Origin of the sequence: Protofrankia sp. CiP3 (assembly GCF_917627345.1) — a bacterium.
Taxonomy (GTDB): domain Bacteria; phylum Actinomycetota; class Actinomycetes; order Frankiales; family Frankiaceae; genus Protofrankia.
Window position 1 is genome coordinate 121735 of sequence record NZ_CAKJTM010000004.1, and the last position, 23985, is coordinate 145719.

At 64.3% G+C, this 23985-nt stretch carries 20 protein-coding genes and 3 pseudogenes; 13 read left to right on the forward strand and 10 right to left on the reverse strand.

The window, feature by feature from the left end:
• Positions 1 to 107: 107 nt before the first annotated feature.
• From MJ797_RS02775 to MJ797_RS02795, 5 genes are all read right to left on the reverse strand, one after another.
• Entirely contained in the window at positions 108 to 1391 is a 1284-nt protein-coding gene (locus tag MJ797_RS02775; RefSeq protein ID WP_239331499.1) for a helix-turn-helix domain-containing protein, read from the reverse strand.
• 710 nt (positions 1392 to 2101) lie between these two features.
• A complete protein-coding gene (locus MJ797_RS02780; RefSeq protein WP_305039671.1) occupies positions 2102 to 2629 on the reverse strand; it encodes a methylated-DNA--[protein]-cysteine S-methyltransferase in 528 nt (175 codons plus the stop codon).
• 141 nt (positions 2630 to 2770) lie between these two features.
• Positions 2771 to 3844 carry a phosphotransferase enzyme family protein gene (locus tag MJ797_RS02785; RefSeq protein WP_239331501.1) on the reverse strand — a complete coding sequence of 358 codons (1074 nt, stop codon included), beginning with the start codon at positions 3842 to 3844 and terminating at the stop codon, positions 2771 to 2773.
• A gap of 194 nt (positions 3845 to 4038) precedes the next feature.
• Positions 4039 to 5229 (reverse strand): WXG100 family type VII secretion target, encoded by a 1191-nt coding sequence (locus tag MJ797_RS02790; RefSeq protein WP_239331503.1) that lies wholly within the window; start codon positions 5227 to 5229, stop codon positions 4039 to 4041.
• 481 nt (positions 5230 to 5710) lie between these two features.
• Positions 5711 to 6754 (reverse strand): YncE family protein, encoded by a 1044-nt coding sequence (locus MJ797_RS02795; RefSeq protein ID WP_239331505.1) that lies wholly within the window; start codon positions 6752 to 6754, stop codon positions 5711 to 5713.
• Between the two features lie 448 nt (positions 6755 to 7202).
• Here MJ797_RS02795 and MJ797_RS02800 point away from each other — a divergent pair, with 448 nt between their 5' ends.
• Positions 7203 to 7790, forward strand: coding sequence for an exonuclease domain-containing protein (locus MJ797_RS02800; RefSeq protein WP_239331507.1), 588 nt, complete (start codon positions 7203 to 7205; stop codon positions 7788 to 7790).
• Positions 7791 to 7904: 114 nt separating this feature from the next.
• On the opposite strand, the gene MJ797_RS02805 is transcribed toward MJ797_RS02800, so the two are convergent.
• Positions 7905 to 8609 carry a GAP family protein gene (locus tag MJ797_RS02805; protein ID WP_239331509.1) on the reverse strand — a complete coding sequence of 235 codons (705 nt, stop codon included), beginning with the start codon at positions 8607 to 8609 and terminating at the stop codon, positions 7905 to 7907.
• 270 nt (positions 8610 to 8879) lie between these two features.
• On the opposite strand from MJ797_RS02805, the gene MJ797_RS02810 reads away from it, so the two are divergent.
• Positions 8880 to 10781, forward strand: coding sequence for a glycoside hydrolase family 15 protein (locus MJ797_RS02810; protein WP_239331511.1), 1902 nt, complete (start codon positions 8880 to 8882; stop codon positions 10779 to 10781).
• 461 nt (positions 10782 to 11242) lie between these two features.
• Positions 11243 to 11479, forward strand: coding sequence for a DUF397 domain-containing protein (locus MJ797_RS02815; protein ID WP_239310288.1), 237 nt, complete (start codon positions 11243 to 11245; stop codon positions 11477 to 11479).
• Positions 11480 to 11556: 77 nt separating this feature from the next.
• On the opposite strand, the gene MJ797_RS02820 is transcribed toward MJ797_RS02815, so the two are convergent.
• Entirely contained in the window at positions 11557 to 12423 is an 867-nt protein-coding gene (locus MJ797_RS02820) for a helix-turn-helix transcriptional regulator (protein ID WP_239331513.1), read from the reverse strand.
• A 553-nt stretch (positions 12424 to 12976) separates the two neighbouring features.
• Between MJ797_RS02820 and MJ797_RS02825 the strand changes: the two genes are divergently transcribed.
• Complete coding sequence (locus tag MJ797_RS02825; protein WP_239331515.1) at positions 12977 to 13537, forward strand: NUDIX domain-containing protein; 561 nt, start codon at positions 12977 to 12979, stop codon at positions 13535 to 13537.
• A gap of 93 nt (positions 13538 to 13630) precedes the next feature.
• On the opposite strand, the gene MJ797_RS02830 is transcribed toward MJ797_RS02825, so the two are convergent.
• Positions 13631 to 14332, reverse strand: a complete 702-nt coding sequence (locus MJ797_RS02830) for a DUF4232 domain-containing protein (protein WP_239331517.1) — start codon at positions 14330 to 14332, stop codon at positions 13631 to 13633.
• A 104-nt stretch (positions 14333 to 14436) separates the two neighbouring features.
• On the opposite strand from MJ797_RS02830, the gene MJ797_RS02835 reads away from it, so the two are divergent.
• A complete protein-coding gene (locus MJ797_RS02835) occupies positions 14437 to 15297 on the forward strand; it encodes a thioesterase family protein (protein ID WP_239331519.1) in 861 nt (286 codons plus the stop codon).
• 265 nt (positions 15298 to 15562) lie between these two features.
• Positions 15563 to 15766 (forward strand): cold-shock protein, encoded by a 204-nt coding sequence (locus MJ797_RS02840; protein ID WP_239310293.1) that lies wholly within the window; start codon positions 15563 to 15565, stop codon positions 15764 to 15766.
• Positions 15767 to 16835: 1069 nt separating this feature from the next.
• On the opposite strand, the gene MJ797_RS02845 is transcribed toward MJ797_RS02840, so the two are convergent.
• Complete coding sequence (locus MJ797_RS02845; protein WP_239331521.1) at positions 16836 to 17681, reverse strand: Dam family site-specific DNA-(adenine-N6)-methyltransferase; 846 nt, start codon at positions 17679 to 17681, stop codon at positions 16836 to 16838.
• Between the two features lie 45 nt (positions 17682 to 17726).
• Here MJ797_RS02845 and MJ797_RS02850 point away from each other — a divergent pair, with 45 nt between their 5' ends.
• Together MJ797_RS02850 and MJ797_RS02855 are read left to right on the forward strand one after the other, a co-directional pair.
• Positions 17727 to 17951, forward strand: a complete 225-nt coding sequence (locus MJ797_RS02850; protein ID WP_239331523.1) for a helix-turn-helix domain-containing protein — start codon at positions 17727 to 17729, stop codon at positions 17949 to 17951.
• Complete coding sequence (locus MJ797_RS02855) at positions 17948 to 18835, forward strand: hypothetical protein (protein WP_239331525.1); 888 nt, start codon at positions 17948 to 17950, stop codon at positions 18833 to 18835. The genes MJ797_RS02850 and MJ797_RS02855 overlap by 4 nt, the downstream gene beginning before the upstream one ends.
• Positions 18836 to 19021: 186 nt before the next feature.
• Here the strand turns inward: MJ797_RS02855 and MJ797_RS27350 are convergent, their stop codons facing one another.
• Positions 19022 to 19237: a hypothetical protein gene (locus MJ797_RS27350; protein WP_374581282.1), complete on the reverse strand. Its 216-nt coding sequence runs from the start codon at positions 19235 to 19237 to the stop codon at positions 19022 to 19024.
• 186 nt (positions 19238 to 19423) lie between these two features.
• On the opposite strand from MJ797_RS27350, the pseudogene MJ797_RS27355 reads away from it, so the two are divergent.
• The 5 genes and pseudogenes from MJ797_RS27355 to MJ797_RS02880 form a co-directional block, all read left to right on the forward strand.
• Positions 19424 to 19717, forward strand: a pseudogene (locus MJ797_RS27355) (tyrosine-type recombinase/integrase); the annotation flags it as partial.
• 89 nt (positions 19718 to 19806) lie between these two features.
• On the forward strand, positions 19807 to 20007 hold the full coding sequence (locus tag MJ797_RS02865; RefSeq protein ID WP_239331529.1) for a hypothetical protein: 201 nt from the start codon (positions 19807 to 19809) through the stop codon (positions 20005 to 20007).
• A gap of 393 nt (positions 20008 to 20400) precedes the next feature.
• Positions 20401 to 21210 (forward strand): annotated as a pseudogene (locus tag MJ797_RS02870) (integrase core domain-containing protein); the annotation flags it as partial.
• A 204-nt stretch (positions 21211 to 21414) separates the two neighbouring features.
• A complete protein-coding gene (locus MJ797_RS02875) occupies positions 21415 to 22944 on the forward strand; it encodes a transposase (protein WP_239331533.1) in 1530 nt (509 codons plus the stop codon).
• A gap of 405 nt (positions 22945 to 23349) precedes the next feature.
• A pseudogene (locus MJ797_RS02880) lies at positions 23350 to 23985 on the forward strand (CHAT domain-containing protein); the annotation flags it as partial.

Here is a 23985-nt window from a genome sequence, read left to right on the forward strand (position 1 = left end):
GTCTCCCGCAAACCGCCCCGTCCGGTGCGCTATCCGGGCCGACGACAACACCGCAGGACGCTTTCTGGGCATCGATCCGCACGATCGAACATCCATCAAACACGTACTTAGGCCGCGCCGCTGGCTCGCTCGGGGCGCATACGAGCCTGTGCGCTCCCGGCGGCAGCCGCCTGCTCAATCGCGGCAAGCCCTGGCACGACCACAGCCTCCTGTCCCGTGGCGGCAGGGGCCGGAGCCCGCTGTGTGGTGGCGGCCGGAGCCGCCACCCACGAACGGCATGATCTGCACAGGCATTCCGAGGATGACGCAGGCAAATGATCAAGGCGACGAAGCAAATGATCTACGGGGGCGTCAACCCGGCCAGCTCCGAGACTTGGTCCGATGGTGTCCACCAGATGCATGGCCAGTTCCGCCGCGCTCCACGAACCGACAGTGAGAATTCGGGCCAGCCGGTCACTGGCGGCGATGAGGGTTTCAGGATCGCGTCGTATCGCACGGGCCAGAGTTGCGACGACCTGTTTGGCGACGTCGGCAGCAAGATCCTTCGGCGTCACCGGCAGCGCCCGCTCGGGTCCGGTGACAGCGGGCGTGACAGCGGGCGTGACAGCGGGCGTGACAGCGGTGATCGGCGGCGCAAGCGGAGCGGGGGGCGCGGCGATAGAAGACTCTGCCGGCTCTCGCGTCGGTAGCAGGCCGGCTGCCACCGCCGAGGGGTTTCCGATCACTGTCAGGGCCCTGGCCATAGCCATACCGGTGACGCGGGCCCGGCGCCGGGCCGCGGCGCTCGGCCTGTCCGAGGAAGTCTGTGTGCCGCCCTGCCGCCGCAGCGGCCCAGTGCCGGTGGGTACGCCGCCAGCTATCGGGGCGGGGGTCCGCGATGCCGATCCGCCGACCAGGGCGGTTGGCTTGGTAGCTGGCTTGGCGGTTGATGCCCGCAGCGCAGGGGCCGGCTCCACGGACGCGGTCGCCCGGACCGAGTCGGACATGCTCAACGCAAAACTCGCGGGGCGGCGAACAGCCGGCCGGACCAGACCGATCAGCCAGCCGAGGCTACGCAACAGCCGGATCTGGCGTTGCACGTGGGTGCGGCTGTAACCGGTTTCAGTGGCCAGTGTCACAAGCCCGGGAGAACAGACCGCGGCGGGTCCGGGCAACGCCGGATTGGCCAGCTCGCAGCTCGGCACATCCACCGCGTGGCTGGCAAGAGCCAGTGCGACGAGCTTCGCGGCACGTGGGAGACACGAGCGCAGCACCGCACGCTGCCAGGCGGTCCGATCCGCCACTGGCGTCCCGGAGTCGGATATGGGCAGGAGTACCAGCGCGCCGGGAATCGCCAGCTGTGTCCCAGCGTGAGCGTTGGTGAGCAACGCCTGCTGGATGTCGTCGACCACATTCCTCCTTCCACAGTGGTGGTGCACGCGCCGCAGGGTAATGCACGCGGCGGGACCCGCGAGGCACCTGCCGGTGGCACCGAATTCCTTACCAGGAGCGTTCGTTGGCACGGTAAGAGGCTTCTCTGAGGACGTCGCCCAACCGCGTCCCAGCACGGTACCCCCTGGACACAGGGGACCATGCGCCCCTCAACCGCCATTGACACACGAAGACAACATGACTTCATGATGTCGTTGTGCCACCATTGGGTAATTGATCGTGTGTTGTAAGTAAAAATCACTGCCGCGGGCAACTGGCGGGAACAGCCGTCCCGGGCCTCCAGCGGAGAGCCAGCGGGACTCCCATAAGACGCCTGAACAGCGCGAGAAGACGTGCGAGCACCGTCTGGATCGCAGCGAACGACCGGCCGACGCGTCCACGCGGCCCAGCGGCAGCGGCAGAATCGGCCAAGGAACGGGCAGCGGCCAGAGTCCACCACCCGACACCCTGACGAGCCCACTGCGGACCCACATAGCTGCCGGCCCGTACACGGAACCGCCAACGACGCCGACCGCATCACATACTCACAAATAATTATGATTAATCAATGAAACGTTACGTGACGAAACACGAAATACATCACATCGATCATCCCTTACAGCCGACGCCCGACACCAGAGCGCGCCCCAGCCCCGCGACGCCGTGTCCCTATTGCCGGTCGCTCTTATTGTCAGGCGCTCTTGAACCGTTCCAGGCTCAGCTGCCCATCACGAGCAAGAGTCCGACGTTCAAGATCAAGAAGGTGCCGCTTGCGGCCGATCCCACCCGAGTAACCGGTCAGCGCTCCGCTGGAACCGATCACCCGATGGCAGGGAATGACGATGGGAAGCGGATTACGGCTGTTGGCGAGCCCGACCGCACGGAAGGCCGACGGCCGGCCGACAGCCGCGGCAATCTCGGCGTAGCTACGGGTTGCGCCATAAGGGATAGCCGCCACGGCTTCCCACACCGCCTGCTGGAACGGTGTGCCGACCGGACGCAACGGCACGTTGAAGGCGGTCCGATCACCCATGAAGTAGGCTTCGAGCTGCTCAATCGCGTCACGGAACGCAACTGGATCGGACTCAAGACCGTCCAGCCAGGGCGCGGCGGCATCCGGCTCGTTCATATGGATGGCACACAGCGCGACGCCATCACCGACAAGCAGCAACGGACCCAGCGGAGAAGTCATCTTGGCCTGTCGAGTGACGCTGTCCACGCGAGCTGACACTACCTTTCAAATACTACACAGAGAAACGATTCTGTCACAACACAGCATGAATAATCAGGCTGTGGGCCGAACAAGCTTGATCGTGTTCAGTCTGAAGGCAGCCACCTGATCACAATCACGAGTGGCGTATCAACGCCTTCCGCACAGGTAGTCATCAGCAAGATCACACGAGGCCACGGCGTACTCCTTCACGCTGTCAACCGCCTCAGCCTCCGGATGCGAGCCCAGCCAGGCCAGCAACAACAGCCGGCGCAGCAGGATGAAGGTCGCCACCATCGCCTCCTCCTCAGCCGACACCGACCGGTGTCGCCGGTAGGCGGTAAGCCACGCGTCCACCAGGTCACTAACCTCTGGCAGGTGTTCGATAAACGATAATGATGCAGCAAGATCATAAAGGTACCAGGTGAACCCGCAGTCGTCGAAATCGATAACTGTGAGCTCGTCCAGTCGTTCGTTGACCAGTAGATTCGCCAGCCTCATGTCAGCATGGACAAGCCCGAACCGATCAGCACCGCGGCCGAACCGGTCGATCCGACGGCGGATCTCGACAGCGGCCCGGGTCAGGAGCGCGACACAAGCCGGGTCAGCATCGGGCACGCTGCGCCGCCCGGTTCCATGCGGCTCGGTCCCGACAGCCGCACGCATACCGTCACGCCAGCTGCCCCACCGGCCGCCCGCCCCCAGCGTCGTTCGCCATGTCCACTCAAAACGGGTGAAGCCGCTTGGACGCCGCCACACCCGGGCATGTCGGTGGAGGAGTGCCGCGACCTCACCGAGTTCGGCAAACCTACGTATGAGGCCCACGGTGTCAGACTGCTTCGGCGAAGATCCTTCCACCCAGTCGAACAACACCGCGTAGCGCGGCTTCGCGCAGACAGCCGCAGCGGCCGGGCCAGGAGCGATCATGGCAACCAGATCACCACGACGAGTCGGCACGACTGACGGCGTGCGCACCACGCCATCATGCCGTAACGCCTGCGTCCAGAGCAGTTCGGAGTTGATCTCTTCAAAGTGAAGATATCCGGGACGATGCAGCCGCAGTGCCCAGCGACGGCCCGTTGAATGATCATCAATCTGGTAAGTGACGTTCTCCGAAACGCACAGGAAGCTCATGGTGGGCGAAAAACCACAATCATAATTGGCAAGAACGCCCTGGATCATTACATCCGCCTGACTTTGGTCAAACAGCACGAAATTTATCATAATCGCACCAGGCAATGCCCTGGGTAACAGGCCATGCGGCATGGCAAAAACGATCAATATGAGAACACGCGGAGGACCATACCCAGGCACCCGCTCAGGACGGCCCGTCTCGTGACGTCCAACGCGGCTGAACGGACAGCCGACCGGCCGCTGCTCCGGAACCTTCCGGACAGCAGGTAGCCAGTCTCCACGCGCTACTCACGCTCAGCGGCACCTCCCCCAGACCTCCGCCTTGCCCGGAGCGCCACCCTCCTCAGCTCATCGTGGGCACGGACCGCGCCGCCACGAGGCAGCTTCTTTTTGATCACTATGACCGTTTGAGCACAAACATCACGGAGACTCCCAGCCATCGTGGCCAGGAGCGCGCGCCCCGCGCCCAGCGAGATCGGAAGGAATGTCCGGCCTTCACGTAGAGACCGCCGGGCAGCCCGGACCGCTCGGGCGGCTCCGGCCGTCACAGCCAGCCCTACCGGAGCCGGGACACAGTCGGCCAAGGCAAACAGCACATCCCACAGGGAGGCTCGACCGCCGGCGTATTGGACGAGGGTGTCAGCGAGAACCACGAGCGCCGCGGCGAAGACAGCCCACGCCACGGGACCACCAACGACCAGTACCACGACGCCCAGGACGGCTACGGCGACTTTCGCGGCCTGAACGGCAGCATGCCAGAAGCGGCCGGCGTGTTCCAGCAGGCCTCCCCAGGAGCGCCAAGCCTTGTTTTTCAGGCCTGCTCGAGACGCGCTCCGGATCGAGCGCACGCAGGTTGCCGCCGCCTCCGCACGCATCTGGCTGGCGGTAAGAGCGAGCCGACGAGCCGCATCCAAATCGTCCTGAGCGGCATCAACGGTGCTTCTCGCCCGTTCCAGGCTGGCCCGCACGACGTCGTGGTCACGAATCGCCTGTGCCACCCGCGCCGGATCGGGCGGGGGAACCTCGACCGGGTGACGAGACGCCGGGATCAACTCCGAAAGAGCCGCCTCAGCGGTGATGAAGGCGATTCGCGCCGGGCCAACCAGAGCCTGGGCACGATCCCGGCGGGCGCGGGCGTCTCGGCCTCGGGCAAGCGCGCTGTCGGCTCGGGCCTGCGCGGCGTCCAGGTCCGGAGCGTAGGCACCCAGCGCGTCCCCGGCCATCCGATAGGAGTTCGCGAGCTTCCGTAACTGCCCTGGGAGCTCGTCTGACTCGTCGCGGAATGCCGCACCCGACCGTCCCTGCCACGATGTCGCAACATAATTGGCTGCTACCGCCGCCAGCTGCCCGTTGGCATGTTCCACGTCAGCGGCGAATTCCTGGAACCTCCGCGCCAGTTCCCGCAGCGAGAACGGATCTCCCGGCGTGGGATCGCCATACAGATCGAGGACATCCCAGTCCGTGGGACGGGTCATCGAACACACTCATGACGACAGTACGTACGCATTTTCGCTCCGGGCCGGGTCAGGGGTCTGGCCAGCCGAAAACAGCGCGACTACAGCTCCCTCCGCACTGCCGGAAGCCGAAGAGGCACCGGGCCGGATGGCCGATATGGACACATAAAAGATAACCCGGATACCCCGGCCGCACGCATGCCTCTCGCACCTTCAGTCGAGGAAAATATCAGGAGTCCCCGCTGAATGGTCGCGGTGCGGGACCGCGACGAGCGGAAATGCCGGTCGCTCCAAAGTTTTCCCGCCAGTCATGATCATGTCTTCCACGGGGCGGCGTCGTCTACGCCATCACGACGGCGCGGGCGGGGATGCCAGCCCGCATCGCGCTGACCGCCTTCATCTGCTGGCGGTCCTGGCCACAACGCCCTTGTGGCCAGCCGATACCTTGCGGCCAGCCGACCATGGCAGTACTCGTCGATCTGGAGCAAGCGGGCCGGACCGGTCAGCGGAGGATACCAGTATGACCGAGAGAGTAACGGCCAGGCTGGGGCCATACGCAGGCGCCGTGCGGACCCGGACCGACTTTGATGCGCGCGAGCAGGTTGCCGTCCTTTGTCGAGATCGCGTAGACCTCGCTGTTGTAACGGCCCGTCAGCCACAGGACCGACCCATCGGCTGACACCCCGCCCATATCCGGGCTGCCCCCACCGGGGATCGACCACTTGGTCCGGACCTGGCGAGTCCCGAAATCAACGACGGAGACAGAGCCCTCACCACGGTTCGACACGTACATCGTGGTTGCGTCGCGACTCGGATAGAGGCCGTGCGCGCCCGCGCCGGTCGACAAAAACCCGATCTTCGTAAAACGAATCGGGTCAACAAGGTAGAGGCCGCTGGCCATCATATCCGCCACATAGAGCACCTCACCACGCGGGTCGATCTTAATGTCCTGCGGCATGCCCCCGACGGTCAGGTACCCGACAACGGCCGGTGCGCGAAGGTCCACCTTGACCAGCTTGCCGGAGAACTCGCAGGTGGCAACAAGAAACGAAGCGTCAGCGGCAAAGTCGATATGGTCGACGCCTGGGCAGTCGACCCTGAGTTGCGTGCGCAACTGCCAGGTATGCGGATCGTAGAAGTCCAGTCGCTGCAACGCCTCGGCGACGACGACCGCGTACTTCCCGTCCGGGGTGAAGTACATGTTGTAGGGGTCGTCAACACGGATGTTCGGTCCTTTGATCTTCCCAGTGGTCGGGTCGATCGGGGTCAAGCTGTTGCCGTCGTTGTTGGTGACGTACAGCGTTGACAGATCCCACGACGGGACGACGTGCTGGGGCCGGGCGCCGGTCACATAGTGGTCGATCACCTTGAACGTCGCCGGATCGATCACGTCAACGGTATTGCTGTCGCTGTTCGGAACGTAAACGAGCGGCCTGGCGTCACGGACGGCCGGGCTGAACTGGTTCATCCCGTCGAACGCGTAGACATTCGGCGGCGCTGGTTGCGGGGCTTCCGGCGGCGGAGACACCGCGGAGGTGGAAGTCACCCGGACATCCCGCGCCGGTGAACTCGGCTGAACAGATGACGGTTTCGCCGACCCAGCGCTTCCGCCGCAGGCCGCCAGCAGAGGAGCACACATGGCGGCAAGCAGCACAAGGCGCGACACCCGCCGTGATCGATCACCGCGAAATATATACACAGATCCGCTCCGAGTCCCCAGCAAGCAACAATGACATCGAAGGGTAACAGTAAACACACCCCTTGAATGTGGGCGGTGGCGGCGAGGTGAGACGAGACTTTTTGATCATGAGTATCCCCGTTCGCATCATGATCAAAACATTTTGTAACCAGATCAGCACACCCGCGAGCAACCACGGCAATCCCAACTGGCCATCTGGCAGGCAAGGCCTTCATCAACACGCCAGCGCAAGAATTGTCTCTCTCATGTGCATATGGATGCGGTCCCGGCAGACTGGTCCGGCAAGATCCGTTCTGTGACAACCACCGTGCTCCCGGACCGTGAGTTCGCCGCCCTGTTCCCGCACCGGTACGCCGTCGTGGACGTCGAGACCTCGGGTCTGTCACCGCGAGTAGACCGCGTCCTGTCGGTCGCCGTCGTCCATGTTGCCGCGGACGGCACGGTCGAGCGCAGCTGGTCGACCTTGCTCGATCCGGGTTGTGACCCTGGGCCGGTCCACATTCACGGCCTCACCCGTGAACGACTCGCGGGCAGCCCGACGTTCGGCCAGATCGTCGATTCACTGACGTCCCTGCTTGCCGGCCGGGTGTTCGTCGCCCACAACGCGGTGTTCGACTGGCAAATGATCGCAGCCGAGGCTGGCCGGGCCGACCTACGGCTTCCGGTCGATCGACGGCTGTGTACGCGGATCCTCGCACGCCAACTCGGCCTCCAACTGCCCAATCTGAAGCTGGCGACCCTCGCGGCACACTGGGGAATACCCCAACGACGGGCGCACGAGGCCGGCGAGGACGCCGCCGTCCTCGCCGCTCTGCTGCCCAAGCTCCTACGCCTCGCCGCCAGCCAGGCCATAGACCTGCCGCTGGTGACCTGCAACGGCTGACCCGGGAATACAAACCACGCGATCGGCCGTCTCCTGCCCCCTGTCGCCGGGACTCCGCCGGATGCCAGAAGGAAAGTCAGCTCGGACGCTATCCCGACGCCGACCGCTGATCGGTCAGTCCAGGAGGGTCATGATCCCGCTAATGAGAACGTAGCCACCGCCAGCGGCGGCGAGCAGGATGAGAAGATCCTGTCCGTGCCGGTGCATCCATCCGTTGTAAGCGGCGAGGATCGCGCCTGTCCGCCCCGGAGCGACAATGCGCAAAATGATCGGAAGCTCCACCATCTGGAGCACGAAAACGGCACACAGCAACAGCAGCAGTGCGGTTTCGGTGTCGCTGCTGTGGGAATCCGCAAGGTCTTTGATCGCGCTGATGTAGAGCAGCGACGGCAGATACGTGACCACCCCCAGCAGGTAAACGCGACCGAGTCCAGGGTGCCGTCCAGGCGCGCCGTTCACTCCCGTGTCCTTGCCGGGTTCACCCGGTTCGTTCTGTGTATCCGGCCTGTCGGCATCCCTGCTGGCATCCCTGCCGGCACGCTTTCGCCGCCGGGTGAGGCGAACCGCTACGAACAGCAGCGCAACCCCGAGGAAAACCTGGATTCCACCGCCCGGCGCGGGATGCTGCCGTTCGGTCAGGCCCGAGCCGCGCAAGGCCAACAAAATTGCTACCCCCGCGACAAAGGTGACCGTCGCGGTGCCCGCCAGATAGGCGTACGCATGCCGCATCGAGGCGGGCTCTCCAAGGTAACGCAATACAATGGCCAGGCCCAGCGGATAAATGCCGGCGGCAAGCGCAAGGGGCAACGCGCTAGTCACCGCGCCGCCCCTTCACGGACCTGCCCCCACCAGAGCCACCGACGCCGTGTGATCCCCCAGCCGTCCCATGGTCACCTTCTTCGTTCCCGCTGCCGCCACAATATGCTCCCGCGCCTCGCCCCGCTCCACCCGAACTGGGTGAGCAGCACGGATGGGTGAGTCACTCATACGCTTCGTGAACGGACCGGCAACCTGGGTACACCGCTGGGGATACCGCTGCATCCACCGAAAACCGGTGGGTCCGGCACCCGCGGGAGCACAGGGAGAAAAATGGACTATCCGCTGATTGCCGATCACGGCTTGATCGGCGACCTACACACAGCCGCACTGGTTACGAAAGATGGCGAGATCGACTGGTTCTGCGCGCCACGGTTCGATTCACCGAGCATTTTCGCGGCGCTGCTCGACCGTGCGAAAGGAGGACATTTTCGCATTGCTCCAGCCGAACCAGGATACGTATCCAAACAGCTCTACTTTCCCGACAGCGCGATACTCATCACCCGTTTCATGACCGATGCTGGTGTGGGTGAAGTCGTTGACTTCATGCCGGTTGTGGACACGAAGCGCGCCACCGACAACCATCGGCTGGTCCGGCTGGTCCGGGTGGTACGCGGTGAGATGCGCTTCGCGTTCGACTGTATGCCGCGGTTCGACTACGGCCGCGCCACCCACACCCTGGATGTGACTGGCGCGGGAGCGGTCTTCCGGGCGAACGGTATACAGCTCACGATGCATCCAGCCCGAACGATCGGCTGGGCCTCGGCCGACCGCATCCGGAATCCGCGGGGTGACGGTATTCGAGGATCGGCGAACCTGCATGCGGGCGAGGTCGGCGCGGTGATGCTGGAAACCGGTGCAGCCGGACCACCACGCCAACTGGCCAGAGACGAAATTATCTCGATGTTCGACGAGACCGTCGCATTCTGGCGCGGTTGGCTGGGTCGGTCGACCTATCATGGCCGCTGGCGGGAACAGGTGTACCGCTCGGCCATGACGCTGAAGCTGATGACCTACGCACCCACCGGCGCGCTGGTGGCGGCGCCCACCGCGGGGCTACCCGAACAGGTGGGCGGGGAACGTAACTGGGACTACCGCTTCACCTGGATCCGCGACGCCTCGTTCTCGGTGTACGCACTGCTCGGGCTCGGGTATGTGGAAGAAGCCCGGATGTTCATCGGCTGGCTGTCCGACCGGGTGGAGGAACAAGCGGGCGACGGATCCGGACCGCTAAGGTTGATGTACCGCGTGGACGGGTCATCCGACCTGGACGAAGAGCTTCTCGAGCACCTTGAGGGGTATCGCGGCTCCCGACCGGTACGTATCGGCAACGGCGCTGCCGACCAGCTCCAGCTCGACATCTATGGCGAAGCGCTGGACTCCATCTATTTCGCCGATCATAAGGGCGTCAATCTCAGTCATTCAGGATGGATGCGGTTGCTCCGGATTCTCGACTGGCTGTGCAACCACTGGGACTCCCCGGAGGAGGGCATCTGGGAAACCCGCGGCGGACGGGCCGACTTCACCTACGGCCGGATCAACTCCTGGACGGCCTTCGATCGGGCCATCCGGCTCGCCGCCGAGCACGGCCGGCCCGGCGACCAGGAGCGGTGGGCACGCGAGCGCGAGCGGATCTACCAGCAGGTCATGGATCGTGGGTGGAACGAAAAGCGTGGGGCCTTCATCCAGCACTACGGCACCGAGGTGCTGGACGCCTCTCTCCTGCGCATGGTGCAGGTCGGCTTCGTCACGCCGGACGACCCGATGTGGCTGTCCACGCTCGACGCGATGAACTCCGAACTCGTCTCCGACAGCCTCGTCTACCGCTACAACACGGAGGCCTCACCGGACGGGCTGCGCGGCTCGGAGGGGACGTTCTCGCTGTGCACGTTCTGGTATGTCGACGCGCTTGCTCGCTCGGGCCGGCTCACCGAGGCACAGTTCATCTTCGAGAAGATGCAGACCTACGCCAACCATCTGGGGCTGTACTCCGAGGAGATCGGGCTCACCGGCGAGCAGCTGGGCAACTTCCCACAGGCGTTCACCCATCTCGCAATGATCAATGCCGCGATCAACCTGGACCGGCGGCTGAACCGTGCCGAGAGCGTCTCCCCGGCCGGGCGTGCCTTCACCACAGCTGGCCTCACCGGGCTGGTCGGCGATGGCAGCGCATGACCCGGGACATCGAGCGCAGACCAGTGATCGGCAGATCGATCCACGCATCGATGTGGATACACAACACCAAAAGTAACTATAAATAATCGATATACATCTCACCGTAACAATTCACCGGTGGTTGATAATTTTTGCATACAGTCTGCCATATTTTTGCTACTTAAAGTAATTTGCGTTTCCCTAATGCACGTGCGAATGACCGTGCTATATCCTGCGCAGGAAGTACGTGCATCTGCACGCACACCGAGGCTCCCGCCAAGCGGGAGGAGGTGAGTTCCGTCGGCGGGCCGCTCATGTTCATGTGCCTGTCCAGACGAGCGTGACCGCGTCCGTGCGAGCCACGCCCAGTAATGCGCACAAGACCGCGAAGCGAGTTCCGACATGCGCACCACCCCGCCACCGGTGCACAACTATGATCTTTTCGCGTCGCTGGCGGCCAACCGAAATCGAGGGAGACCACCATGCAGGAGATCTACAACGGAATATCCGCGACCGCGCTGCCGCAGGTCACGTGGCAGAAGAGCCAGCGGAGCAACTCACAGGGAAACTGCGTGGAGCTGGCCCGCCTCTCAGCGGACTCCATCGCGGTCCGCAACTCCAGGCACCCCGAAGGTCCCGCGCTGATCTATACCCGTGCCGAAATCGAAGCGCTCATCCTCGGCGCCAAGGACGGCGACTTTGACAACCTGATCCAGTAGAAACCTCACATGAGCCCGAGACCGCCAGCCTTCCACCGGCGCGAGGAACATCATGGTCCGGGTACGTCCAGCTCGTGTCAGGTGTCGCTGAGGATCCGGCTGAGAGCATCGGTGCTGTCAGCCGGCAGCAGACTGTCGAGACAGAGGCGGTTCATGACGTTCAGGTAGCGGTCAACCTCTTCTCGCCTGTCCAGGTAGACGGCACCGCCGAGCTGTTCCAGGTAAACTACGTCCGGTAGATCTTTTCCAGGGAAACGCAGGACGCTGAATGCACCGCCCTCAGCGGCGTGACCACCGAAATGGAACGGCATGATCTGAAAAGTGAGATTCGGTCGTTCCGCGAGCGCCATCAGGTGCTCAAGCTGGGCGCGCATCACCTCGGGTCCACCTATCGGACGCCGCAAGGCAGCCTCGTCCACAACTACCCATAACCTAGGATGATCTGGCTTCATCAGCAGCTTCTGCCGGTTCATCCGCACACTGATCCGACGCTCGACGGTTTCAGCCGGAATCCCCTTATAACCCTGAGTTATGATGGCACGAGCGTAGTCTTCGGTCTGGAGCAGGCCCGGAATGAACTGGATCTCGTAGGTTCGGATCAGTGCCGCGGCCTCCTCCAGCCCGATGTAGAACGGGAACCAGCCCGGCAGGACATCGCTGTGGCTGTGCCACCACCCAGGTCGGTTGGCTTCGCGAGCCAACGACAACAACGGCGTCCGCTCGGCTTCGTCCAGGACCCCGTAGAGCGTGAGTAGATCAGCAACGTCGCGCTCTTTGAAGCCGACCCGCCCCAGCTCCAGGCGACTGATCTTTGATTCGGATGCCCGGATGCTGTAAGCGGCATCCTCACGACTGATGCCGCTGTCCTCACGAAGCCGACGGAGCTGAGAGCCCAGGATGATCCGACACACGGTCGGACCGCCTCCAGCGTCAACGGTCGCCACGGTCGGCCCCCTCGGCATCAGTCAACGCAAGAGTACGTTATCCGATCTTCCGACGCCGCATCTGCGCTTCCACGCCTCTGCACGTGCACCCGAACCTTGCATCTGCACGCTATAAACGCCATGATGTGCAGGCACCCTCACTCATGCCGCGAAAGTGAGGATCCAGGAGGCCGTGATGACAACTCACGGCGCACGCTTGCCCTGTCTCGCGGCGCTGACGGCTCACGAGGGAGGGCTGTCGGCGGGGCAGAGCTTCCGACGAACGGCGGGTGGCGGGCTGGCGGTTGCCCGCTGCCGGAATTCCAGCAGAATGACTGCGGGAATGCACAGTAGGGACCGATTGGCAAACATGATGGTCGGGCAGCCGTGGTCAGCAATCGTCGGCACCACGGAACATCCCACCATCAGCTGGAACGCGGCTGACCGCTGGACGCCTGCCAGCTCGGATATCGAGCCGGTGTTTGACGGCGTCAACGGTGCAACCGGCCGGGCGCGGGGGGGCCAAGGGGATCGCATAGCGATCCCCTTGGAGTACGGTGCAGGGTTTCCGCACATGCGCGCCGCTGCTGGCAAGACCCCCGGAGGGGCTGTGGTGACAGGCAATGATGCCAATCGCACGGACACCGACCGTGGAGCCCAGCTACCGATCAATATCCATGTGCTGATGTGGCGCGCGGACGGGTCGGTTCTGCTGGGGCGTTCCGGTGAACCGGATTCACCCTGGCGGCTACCGTGGGGCGAGTTACACGGCGGTGAGCCAGCAATAGAGGCTGTGCTCCGGATCGCTGACGATACGGTATCGGTGATGGCCATGGCAGCGCATGTGTGGCTCGCGCACGTGGCACATCATTATTATGCCGATACCGGTGAACGGGTGGGGCTGTTCTTCCGGCTGACGCACTGGCGCGGGATGCCCTCGCCCGGCCAGGACCCACAAACAAACCAGCTTCAATGGCATCATCTAGACGCTCTGCCGGAGTCACTTACCGCCCTGGACCGGGAGGCGCTGGCCCGCTGGCAGGACAATGACATGTATTCAGAACTGGGCTGGAATCCCCGGGTGGATGCTGTCCCGCGGCTGCGCGGCATCGCGGGCTTCCGGGCGTCGTCATAGGACGATAGTCCCAGCGGCCATCCCAGCCGCGGTTGGGTGACATGCCAGCCCGGCATGGCCGACATGGCCGGGTGCCGTTTTCTGGGCTGGCGGTCAGTGTGCCCGTGCCCCAGTGGTTCCCGTGACCACGGGATGCACCTGGAATGCGTCACAGATAGTCGTCTGTCGATCGATGTGCTGACCGCCCCCTTGATTCGGTGGTGTGATCACGAAACTTGCGTACGGCAGACATGCGTCTTTTTCACCCGATTTGTCCGCGGCGCGGACTGCCGTCCACTCCACCCCGAAGGATGCGCTGTGCTGTGGCTGGAGGACAACTGTTCCGGGTGGGCTCACCCGGAACAGGCTGCCGCCCTCGGACCGAGCGGCGGGCCGTTCCTGGCGGCCTTCGCTGTTCAACGCGACCACGGCTGGATAGCCGATCAGCGAACATGGCCGGTCGGAGATATCGGTGAGGATGACGACGAATCCCTGACGTTCGGCGGACGCGGCAGTTGTCATCGGCCCGGCGTCAAGCCGTAACTCGGACTCACCGCACACGGGCGGTGATCCAGGCGCAGGAGTCAGCTGGCCACCGGCTACGGGCGACGGCCGCGGGGAGGAACCCTGGTCGCTGCCGGTCTGTGCCCTGATGCCCGCTTCGGCACCGAGCGGTGCCTGGATCTTCGTCGGGGTAGCGACGGACGCTGGCGTGGCACCGCCGGAACTGCATGCGCCAGCCACGGCGCAGAGAAGAAACAGCCCGGCTCCGATCGCGATGAGCCGGGCCGCAGCGGTCCGGGGTTTTTGCACCATAAACTGGAAGTCTCGCACTCCCTGGGAACGCCTCGAAAACGCCCACCGTAGCCAGCCCTCCATGGCTCGATGAAGCAGGCACGGCGACCTGCGAGCATGAGGACATGAGCATCGGAATCGAGGTAGAAGGTGCCGACCGGAGCACCGGAGGGAACACGCATGAGCTGCTCGGGCTGACTGTCGATGCCACAGCCAACAGCGGCAGCATCATGATCGGCCCACCGCTGCTCAACTCCGGCGGCACGTTGTGGGGCGGTTGTGGGCTGGCCGCGGCGATCGCGGTCAGCGAGAGCATCCTCGATCGAGGCTGTCTGTGGGCGACCGTTCAGTACATCTCCCCCATTGAGACCAGCGCGTGTCTCAGCCTTCACCTGGAGGTGGGCCAACACGGGCGGAGCCTGTCCCAAGCAGCTGTCCGCGGCACGATCAACGGCCGGCTCGCCATGCTGGCCACGGGCACCTTCGGGGGCACGACCAGTGACAGCCTGCAGTTTGGTGACCCGCCCGAGGGCATCTCCGCAGACCCACTCGACTGCCCGCCGCGGCTCCACACCAGCAGCGGCGGTGGCATTCAGGATGCGGGAGGCATGCTCGCCCGGATTGAACAGCGTTGGGCACGCCCCCCGCGGTCAACGCTCGACGGCAATCCGGGTTCAGGTCACTGCGCTCTGTGGGCACGGCTACCTCAGCCCATGGTGACCTCGCCGGCCTCGATCGCAATCCTCGCCGATCTGGCGCCGACCGCTGTCATCGACGCGGTGGGCAGGCCTTTCTACACGCTCAGCCTGGACAACAGCCTGCGGGTCGGGCGCATAGCCCAGACGGACTGGGTGCTGGTCGATGCCCGGGTCGAAGCCGTGATCCGCAGCGTGGCCCAGATCACCGCCAGAATATTCGACAAAAATGGACAACTGCTAGCAGTAGCGAGCCAATCAGCCAAGCTGCTCCCGCCTCGAACATCCTGACCCGCCCGGCGTACCGGCCAGGCCCACGCCCCCGCCACCTATCGCGGTGTCCACTGGATGTGCCCCTCGCTCGGCGCATCCCCGCCAAGCCTGGTAGGTTGACAGTGTTGCAGTTGGAGCTTCCTCGAACGTTCAAACGCCCCGGAGTCTGACAGCGGGCGTTTTTCGTTTCTCCGGTCTTTTCCGGCAGTGGGACGATCCCACCGCGGCAACCTAAGTATTCGCAGCGGGCGGGCTTGGTCCAGCCCCACGAAGGAGACGACACATGGCTCAGGGCACCGTGAAGTGGTTCAACGGCGAGAAGGGTTTCGGGTTCATCGCCCAGGACGGCGGCGGTCCCGACGTGTTCGTCCACTACTCGGCGATCGACAGTGCCGGCTACCGCAGCCTGGAAGAGAACCAGCGCGTCGAGTTCGAGGTTACGCAAGGTCAGAAGGGCCCGCAGGCGGAGCACGTCCGCCCTGTCTGAAGCCCTCGGTGTGGAGCGCTCGCCGACGGCGTGGGCGCTCCACACCGGCACGTCCAACAGATCGTGAAAACTCGTTCCTGGCGCTGCCGAAGCTCGGCACTGCTCCGGGGCGGCCAGCACACGGGGCGAGCGCCTTGACCGCGTAAGCCGAGATGAACGCTTCAGCCACCCCTCGCCAACGGAATCCCACCGAGAGCCCCCGGCTCCCACACCGCCAGGACTACGTAACAAAATTGCGCTGCGGACAGGATCCGCTGGAGCCCAGCACCAGGCGGATATCGGCTTTCATATCCGGGAAGAAAAGCTTCGGGTTCTCGACAGGCCGATGGCCAGCCCCGTCAGACAGCAACCTTGTCAGCTGGCACGTTCCCACCTTCGTGGACACTTCTTACCACGCCACGGATCTTGCCCTTCCGTCGCATTCGAATCCGGACTCTTCGGGCATGCGGTAGCTGATCGTGGAGTGGATCCACTGCCGGTTGCAGTAGACATCGTGGGATCGTGGCCGGCCTAACCTTCCTATTCGGCAATGGCGTTGGGGTGAGGCTGTGGGGTACCCGCGCACGTGGCCCCGTTCTCCGCCGCTGGTTCGAGGTGACCGCTCACCGTGTCCGTCCGGATTTCGGAGAGCAACCGTACATGGAACGAGGTCGTCGCCTACGTTCGACGGCATACCGACCCCGCGTCCGCAACCACCCCAACCATCTGATCCGTAGTTTGATCTGAATCTTCTGTGGACGTCCGTGGCTGTCCGACGACTTGGCTGTCAACTTGGCTGTCAGTCTGGCCGATCGGCGCCGGATCGCGACTTGGGGCGACTCGTGAGTGGAAAAGAGGGAGCGAGCTGTCCAACGACGTCCATACCGGGTCCGTACTGCTACTCTCTGAGCCGATCGCTAATATCCTCCTCCGCCGATGTCCAGAATTTCCTGTCGGCCTGGGGCGGTACACACAAGACACTCGTACAGTAAGTATTCGGTAAACCTGTGGGATCTTCGAGCCCACGCCCCGGCTGACCTGCGCAGACGTCCTGGCGCCCCACGGCATCACCGAATATTTACCTCGTACACTATAGCGATAGAGCTATCTGCCCGGAAACTGTGGGCTCGTAGTTAGTAAATACTAGGTCCCAACTACCGCGTTTGCTTGAAACTAGATTTATGTCACGGCGGGTTGCGAGTCGTGCCTCACGAAAATGTGCGCCGAAAAGTTCATGAACAAATTCAGTCTCGCTGTTAGTGAGGGTGACGAATGCTCCTTGGGAATCGGCGCGCCGCATAGCCTCACATAGACGAACGTGGTCATTTTCACCGAACTGGCCCGGCGTATACCGCTTGAAGTCCGCCCATCCTCCGAGCGGGACGTAGGGCGGATCTAGATATACCCAGTCGCCCGGCCCGGCTTGGTCTAGGGCAGTCTCAAAGTCGGCCTCTATAATCGTTGCGTTCGTGAGTGCCTTGGACGCGCGCAACAAAGTGTTTTGATTGTAGTAGGGGCGATCATATGCCCCGTATGGGGTGTTGAACTCGCCCTTTTTGTTTACTCGCCATAGTCCACGAAAGCTCGTCTTGTTGAGATAGATGACCCGCGCCGCTCGTTCAAGATCGGAGAGATCTGCAGGTTTTTGTCGGCGCACGCTCTCAAAATATTCTGGCGTATTTGGCATTGTGTCGAGCAAGCCCATGACTTCAAGCGGACTATCTCGGACCTGCCGAAAACATGTGATTAGCTCGCCGTTGGCGTCGCTCAGGGCCGAGGTCGCGGGCCGAAGTTCAAAATAGACGGCACCACTGCCCAAGAAGGGCTCTCGGTACGTTCCAGAGAAGTCGGGTGCAAGTGCCACCAAGGTGCTGGCGTAGCGCGTCTTCCCGCCCGCCCACTTCAGGAACGAGCGCTCGCTGGGGGTGAGACTCATAGGCTGTAGACGCATCGACTGCACGTCAAGGACGGTACCGGACGTGTGGGACAGGATCCGGTAGCAGCAGCCTTCGGCGAGCGCGTCCGGTCTGCACGGTTGGTCTTGGGCCTCTCTCAAGAGGACCTGGCCGACCGGGCGGGCTTGCACAGGACGTACGTGGGCAGCGCAGAGCGAGGGCTACGTAACGTCAGCCTTCAGAACATCATCCGACTTGCCAAGGCGCTGGAGGTAACCCCGGGCCAACTACTCGATGGGCTTGAGAAGTGAAGCGCCCACCCCAGTACCTGGACATTCGCTGGGATGATCCATTCTGGCACGTAGTTCGTTTGGTTGTTGATGAGATACCTCGACGGCGTAATAAGCCGCCGATTCTAACGGAAACGCAGATACTTCCAGCTTTGGAAAAAGCGGGAAGTGAGGTTACGGCCGGACTTGGTCGGTATCTCACCGCCAGAATGGAGCTTGTCCCGAAGATTGCCGCTTACCTCGAGTTTCGACATGAGGCTGCTATACAACTTCTGCTGAAAGCCCGCTCGGAAGACGAGGCGCTGATTGACTTCGCGAACCTTTCCAAGGAAATCGTGGCGCGATATGGCACCAGATCTAAAGATCATCATCAGTCCTCAAAAGTAATGGTCCAGACGGTGGATATCTTGACGCGAAAGGTTTGCCTTGATCGTGGTTTCACTGCAAATCTGAGCCCACAGAAGCGGGCCACGCTCATAGGTGAGCAGCATATTTGGGTATCGCCACGGCGCCTTGATGGAGCCTTGCCCTCGCTCGTAAATCCCGTGGGGCTATGGGAGATAAAAGAGTACTGGGGTGGAACTGCGGGTGGTAGCAAGATGTCAGACGTAATTTATGAATGCCAACTGGTTGGCACGGAGCTGCGGGCCTTCGCGGATCTACATGGGGCCAGTGCCAAGCACTATGCGGTGATGGACGGCGCAAATCAATGGCATAGTCGGGTCAGTGACCTTCGACGGGCTATCGATCTTCTCTGTTCGGGCATCCTTGACGAACTGGTTGTTGGTAGCGAGGTTCTTAGTGACTGGCCGCGGATCGTAAATGAACTTTGTGATCTGGCGTTGGAGATCCCACAGCAGGCGACAAGGAGTGGCGCGGCAGCGAATGCGCCACGGCTCTGGTAGCGGTGACATCAGCGGCGTCTAACTCGCGGGCGACGCGCCGGCGAGCATGGCGCGCCAGCGCCGCGCGGCGGCGCGTCTTTCTCTGGCGAATCTCTTGATCCTAAAACGACGAATTCGGCAGTCTGCTCGACTCAGGACAGTTCGGCTCGGGCTGCGGACAGCCGCTGCGCACCGGTCATGAGTGGTCTATTCGGAGTCGAAGTCGATGTGGTGGCGGATTGTCCACCGGTAGGCATGGCCTTCCCTGCGAAGCTCAAGAAGATCGACGCTGGCAACCGGAACGCTGATCGGCGGTGTCACACGCAGTCGGGTCAGGCGGTCGATGACCTCCCGTGCCGGCGGGTCGGCGTTGCAATAGGTGACGCTGATGTGGGGTTTGAACCAGGCGGGCTCGTCGGGCACGGCGGTCCGGTCCCAGGACCGCGGCGATACCGGCGCGGAGTCGTTCCCGAAGTGTGGCGATCGGTTGCCAGGGGGCGGCGCGTAGGAACGTGCCGCCGCTGTAGGCGCTGATCGGTCCGACCGTGAGCGTGAACGGTTCCAGATTGGTGCACCGGTCGGCGGCATCCCTGAGCTATCACGGAACGGATGGATCTGGTGAGCCGTAACGTCGCGAAGGCCGTCCGTCCACCAAGTCTTGCCTACGGGGAACACCACACGCTGACCACCGATGATGCGCGTCGTTTCCTGGCCCTGGCCGCAGACGATCGGCTCGAAGCGCTGTTCGTCCTGGCGCTCACGATGGGACTGCGCCGCGGTGAGCTGCTCGGCCTTCGCTGGGATGACATCGACCTCGACGCCCGGACGCTGTTGGTTCGCCGCTTCGTCCAACGGGTCGACGGCCAACTCCGGCTCGTCGAGCCGAAGACACACGGTTCACGGCGAACGGTGCCGATTCCGGCGCTCGCCGTCGATGCCCTGGAGCGCCAACACAAACGCCAGGAAGACGAATGGAACAAGGCCGGTGAGTCGTGGCGCAGGACAACGGGCTCGTCTTCGCCTCCACCGTCGGAGTCGGGACGCCGATGGAGCGGTACGGCCACGTGCTGCCCGAGCGGCTCCGCGCGGCGGCAACGGCGATGGACGGCATCCTTGCGGCAGAGGCCGACCCCGGTGCGCAACACGACAAGGAGCACGATGACGACACGGTGGAGGAGCAGGACGACAGATAGCGCGCCTTGGCTACACGGTTGGCTACATAACGATCATCGCTGCCCCGGCCAGGTCGGGCGAAGCCCGACGCCGGGGGTCCGGGGGTCGCCCCCCGGGAAGACATCGCGGCTGGTGGCGAAGCTGATCGAAGATCGGCGAGCAGCTCACATCAGTTCGTGGAGGTGAGGGGATGGAACTTGAACCCCGATCTTGCCCGCTACCTGCACAAACGCCAGCCGAGAGCGACGTAGGGGCCGGCCGCTCAGCCTGGATCGTCCGGCTGGCTGCTGCTCTACGTCCAGATTCGCTACCACCACAACCAAACACGGTCGCTTGCTCGTCGTCGCATCAGGCCTCGAAGATCGGCGGATGGTGACGCCGAGCACTGTCCACGAAAGCGGGACCTCTCCAGTCTGATCACACGGACATGGACCCATCCACGGCGGATGGGCCGGCCACCGATCAGCCCGGAGATCGTCACGCTGATCAAGCGGCTCGCGACCGAGAACACGACGTGGGGCTACCAGCGGATCCAGGGCGAGATCCTCACGCTCGGCCACCGGGTGAGCGCCTCCACGATCCGCCGGGTCCTGAAGGCCCTCGGGCTGCCACCGGCGCCCAGGCGGCAGACCGACACGACGTGGCGGCAGTTCCTGCGTACGCAGGCGTCGACGATGCTGGCCGTGGACGTCTTCCACGTGGACTGCGCGGTGACGCTGCGGCGTCTGTACTGCTTCTTCGTCATCGAGGTCGGTTCCCGCACCATCCACGTCCTCGGGGTCACCGCTCACCCGGGCGGATCGTGGACCACCCAACAGATCCGGAACCTCCTCGTGGACCTCGGTGACCGGGCGGTCGACGTCCGGTTCCTGGTCCGTGACCGCGCCGGCCCGTGCACCGCATCCTTCGACGTGGTCCTCGCCGACGCCGGCATCACCGCGGTCACGATTCCACCTCGGACTCCGCAGGCGAACGCTTATGCGGAACGGTTCGTCCGAACCGTCCGGACCGAGGTCACCGACCGGATGCCGATCTTCGGTGAGCGGCACCTGCGCGTTGTCTTGGCCGAGTACGTACGGCACTACAACGGACGACGACCCCACCGTGGTCGTGGTCTTCAACCAGCACGGCCGGACCACCCCGTCGCGGACCTGACCAAGAAACAGATCAAGCGTCAGCCCGTCCTCGGCGGCCTGATCAACGAATACGAACGAGCCGCCTAAACTTGGAATTTAAGGTCCGGAGTTGATCGGTTTGGTGACCTAACTGTCGGTCACTGCACGCCCTAACCCACCAGTCACTCAACGAACGGCCACTCCAGGCCGGTGACCTGCGCTTTCGGCCGGGCCGACGCCTGGGCAGCGGTACGGCCCTGGCACGATCGTGTGCGTTTACAGACCCACATGATCGGAACCAGAGCCGTGCTGATGAGTATGCCCGATACCGCTCCACCCCTCGGCGCTGGGGCCGGCGGGTCCTGCGCCGCCGACCTGTCGTCCGCCGCGGCGTTGGCCGACGCCGGGATCTCGGCGGCCGGGGAGCCGGCCGATGGGGCCGGCTTGGTGGCGTTCCGCCGCGAGCTACTGGGCTGCTTCACCCGCCGCGGTGACGCACTGCTCGGGTTGGCGGACGCGATGCTGTGTACCCGCGGGCCGGTCCTGTCCCCGGCGGAGCTCTCCCTCGAGCCCGAGTTCGACCGCGGCTACGGGTCGGCCTACGAAGGCCTGGCCGAGGGCCGCGTCGAGGAGGTCGCGTTCCGGCGGCTGCTGGCCGGGCGCATCGCGCCGGCCCGCCCCGCCGAACCGTTGATGTTCGCGGCCGACACCACCGCGTTGCCCCGCCCGGACGCCGCCTACGCCGACGAGCGCACGATGGTCCTGTCCCGCCGTACGGGCGGTGACGTGGTCCTGCCCGGCTGGAACTACAGCATCCTCGTCGGTGTCGGCTGGGGTGACTCGTCCTGGGTCGACCCCCTGGACGCCCGCCGGCTGCGCCCGGGTGAGGACCACACCGCGGTCACCCTTGGCCAGGTCCGCGCCCTGCTCGCCGACCTGGACGTCGCCGGCCGGCTGCCCGCTGCCGGCCCGCCCCCACTGTTCTTGTTCGACTCCGGCAACGACGCCAGCGCGCTGGCCTACGAGCTGGCCGGCGGCCGGGCCGGCCATCAGGCCCAGGTGCTGGTCCGGCTCAACCCCCGGCGCGTCTTCCGCGGCGACCCGGACCCTCGCCCGCTGGGCCGGCGGGGCCGCACGGCCCGGCACGGCCGGCGGCTGCCGCTGGCCACGGGCAAGGAGGCCGAACGCCCGGCCCCCGACGCCGAGCTCACCGCCACCTCGGACCGCCACGGCACGGTCCGGGTCCGGGCCTGGCACGCCATGCACCAGGAACTCGGGCGGGAGGGCCGCTGGGCCCGCTGGCCGGCCGGCCGGGAGCTACCGATCGTCCGGGGCAGCGTGATCCAGGTCAGTGTCGAGCGGCTGCCCGGTGGTCGCAAGCCCCACCAGGACATGTGGCTGTTCCACGCGGCCCCGGCCGGGGCCGAACCCGACCTCGACCTGCTCTGGAAGGCGTACCTGCGTAGGTTCGACCAGGAGCATTTTCACCGTTTTGTAAAGGTTTATCTCGGTTTGGGGTCGGCTCATCTGGCCTCGGCGCAGGCAAGCGACCGGTGGGTACAGCTCGTCATGGCGGCCTACGCGCAACTACGCATGGCCTCCGCCCTTACCGACGACATGCGCAGGCCCTGGCAGCCCAAGCTCCCCGATGGCGCGGTGCCCAGTCCCTACCGGACCCGGCTGGCATTTCGCCGACTACGCGCCACGATCGGTTCGCCCGCCCGGCCGGCGAAATTCAGCCGGCCCGGACCGGGGCGGCCCAAGGGATCGAAGAACCGGCCGAAGGCCCCCTGCCCGCCTTACCGAAAGACCACCAAACCGGATGTCAGTCACACGGAGTAACCTTAAATCCCAAGCTAAAAGCCCAGGTCAACGCTGGTAGCCGGGTTCTGGCACCCCACAGGCATCCCGGCCACCAGCGCCGTTCCCTGGTAGGCGACCGCGAACTCCGCTTCGAGTACGCCTGATCGATGGGGGTCCCCAACAGCCGCGCGAGAATCGGCGTTAGTTAAGAAATTAATTTGTTGCGCCCAGATGTGGCCTCGGCGCACCGGCTGCACTCCCGGACTGTGGCCCGCCCGATGTGCCCGTACACGCGGTGACCGCAGCTCCCCGTGAGCTGCCAGCGCCCTTCGGTCGCATACTCGTCCGAGATAGCATGAACGCCGCTGTTCATGCCGGATCCGTGTGAGCAGGGGTACGCGTCGCCGCGGGCGGCGACAAGGTCGCTACAGGGGGACCACGGAGATGCGGGAACGTCAGCTCGCACGGGTGCGGGCCAGGCTGGACCGGTTCCTCCACGACCAGAATCCGACCATGGTTGTGGACCCGGAGGCGGTCGCCGAGGTTCAGGCGCTGGTCGCGACGGTCCCCGACCCGACCACCGACCTCGAGGTAGCCCTCGCGGCAGGCCAGCTGCACTGGGCACGTTGCCTCGTCCTTGGCGCCGACGACGGCCAGCAGGATCTCGAGGCCGCGCTGGCCTGGTTCGCCTCGGTGTATCAGAGCCACCCCAACGCGGTCCCCGACCAGGTTCGTGCCTATTTCGACCGGGACCGGTCCGCTTTACCCGAAGCGTGGGCAGATCACGCTGTCACGCTGCTGGGTGTGGTGATGCGTACCGATGATCGTGCCGCGCTGAGCACCGCGATCGGCTTCCTGCGACAGGCTGTGGCGGCTACCCCCACCGGCCACCCCGACTGCGCCGGGATGCTGTCCAACCTCGGCCTCACCCTGCGGATCCGGTTCGAGCGGACCGGCAATCTGGCCGACCTCAACGACGCCATCACCACCACCCGGGCCGCCGTGGTCGCCACCCCCGCCGGCCACCCCAACCGCGCCCTGTACCTGTCCAATCTCGGCATCGCCCTACAAACCCGGTTC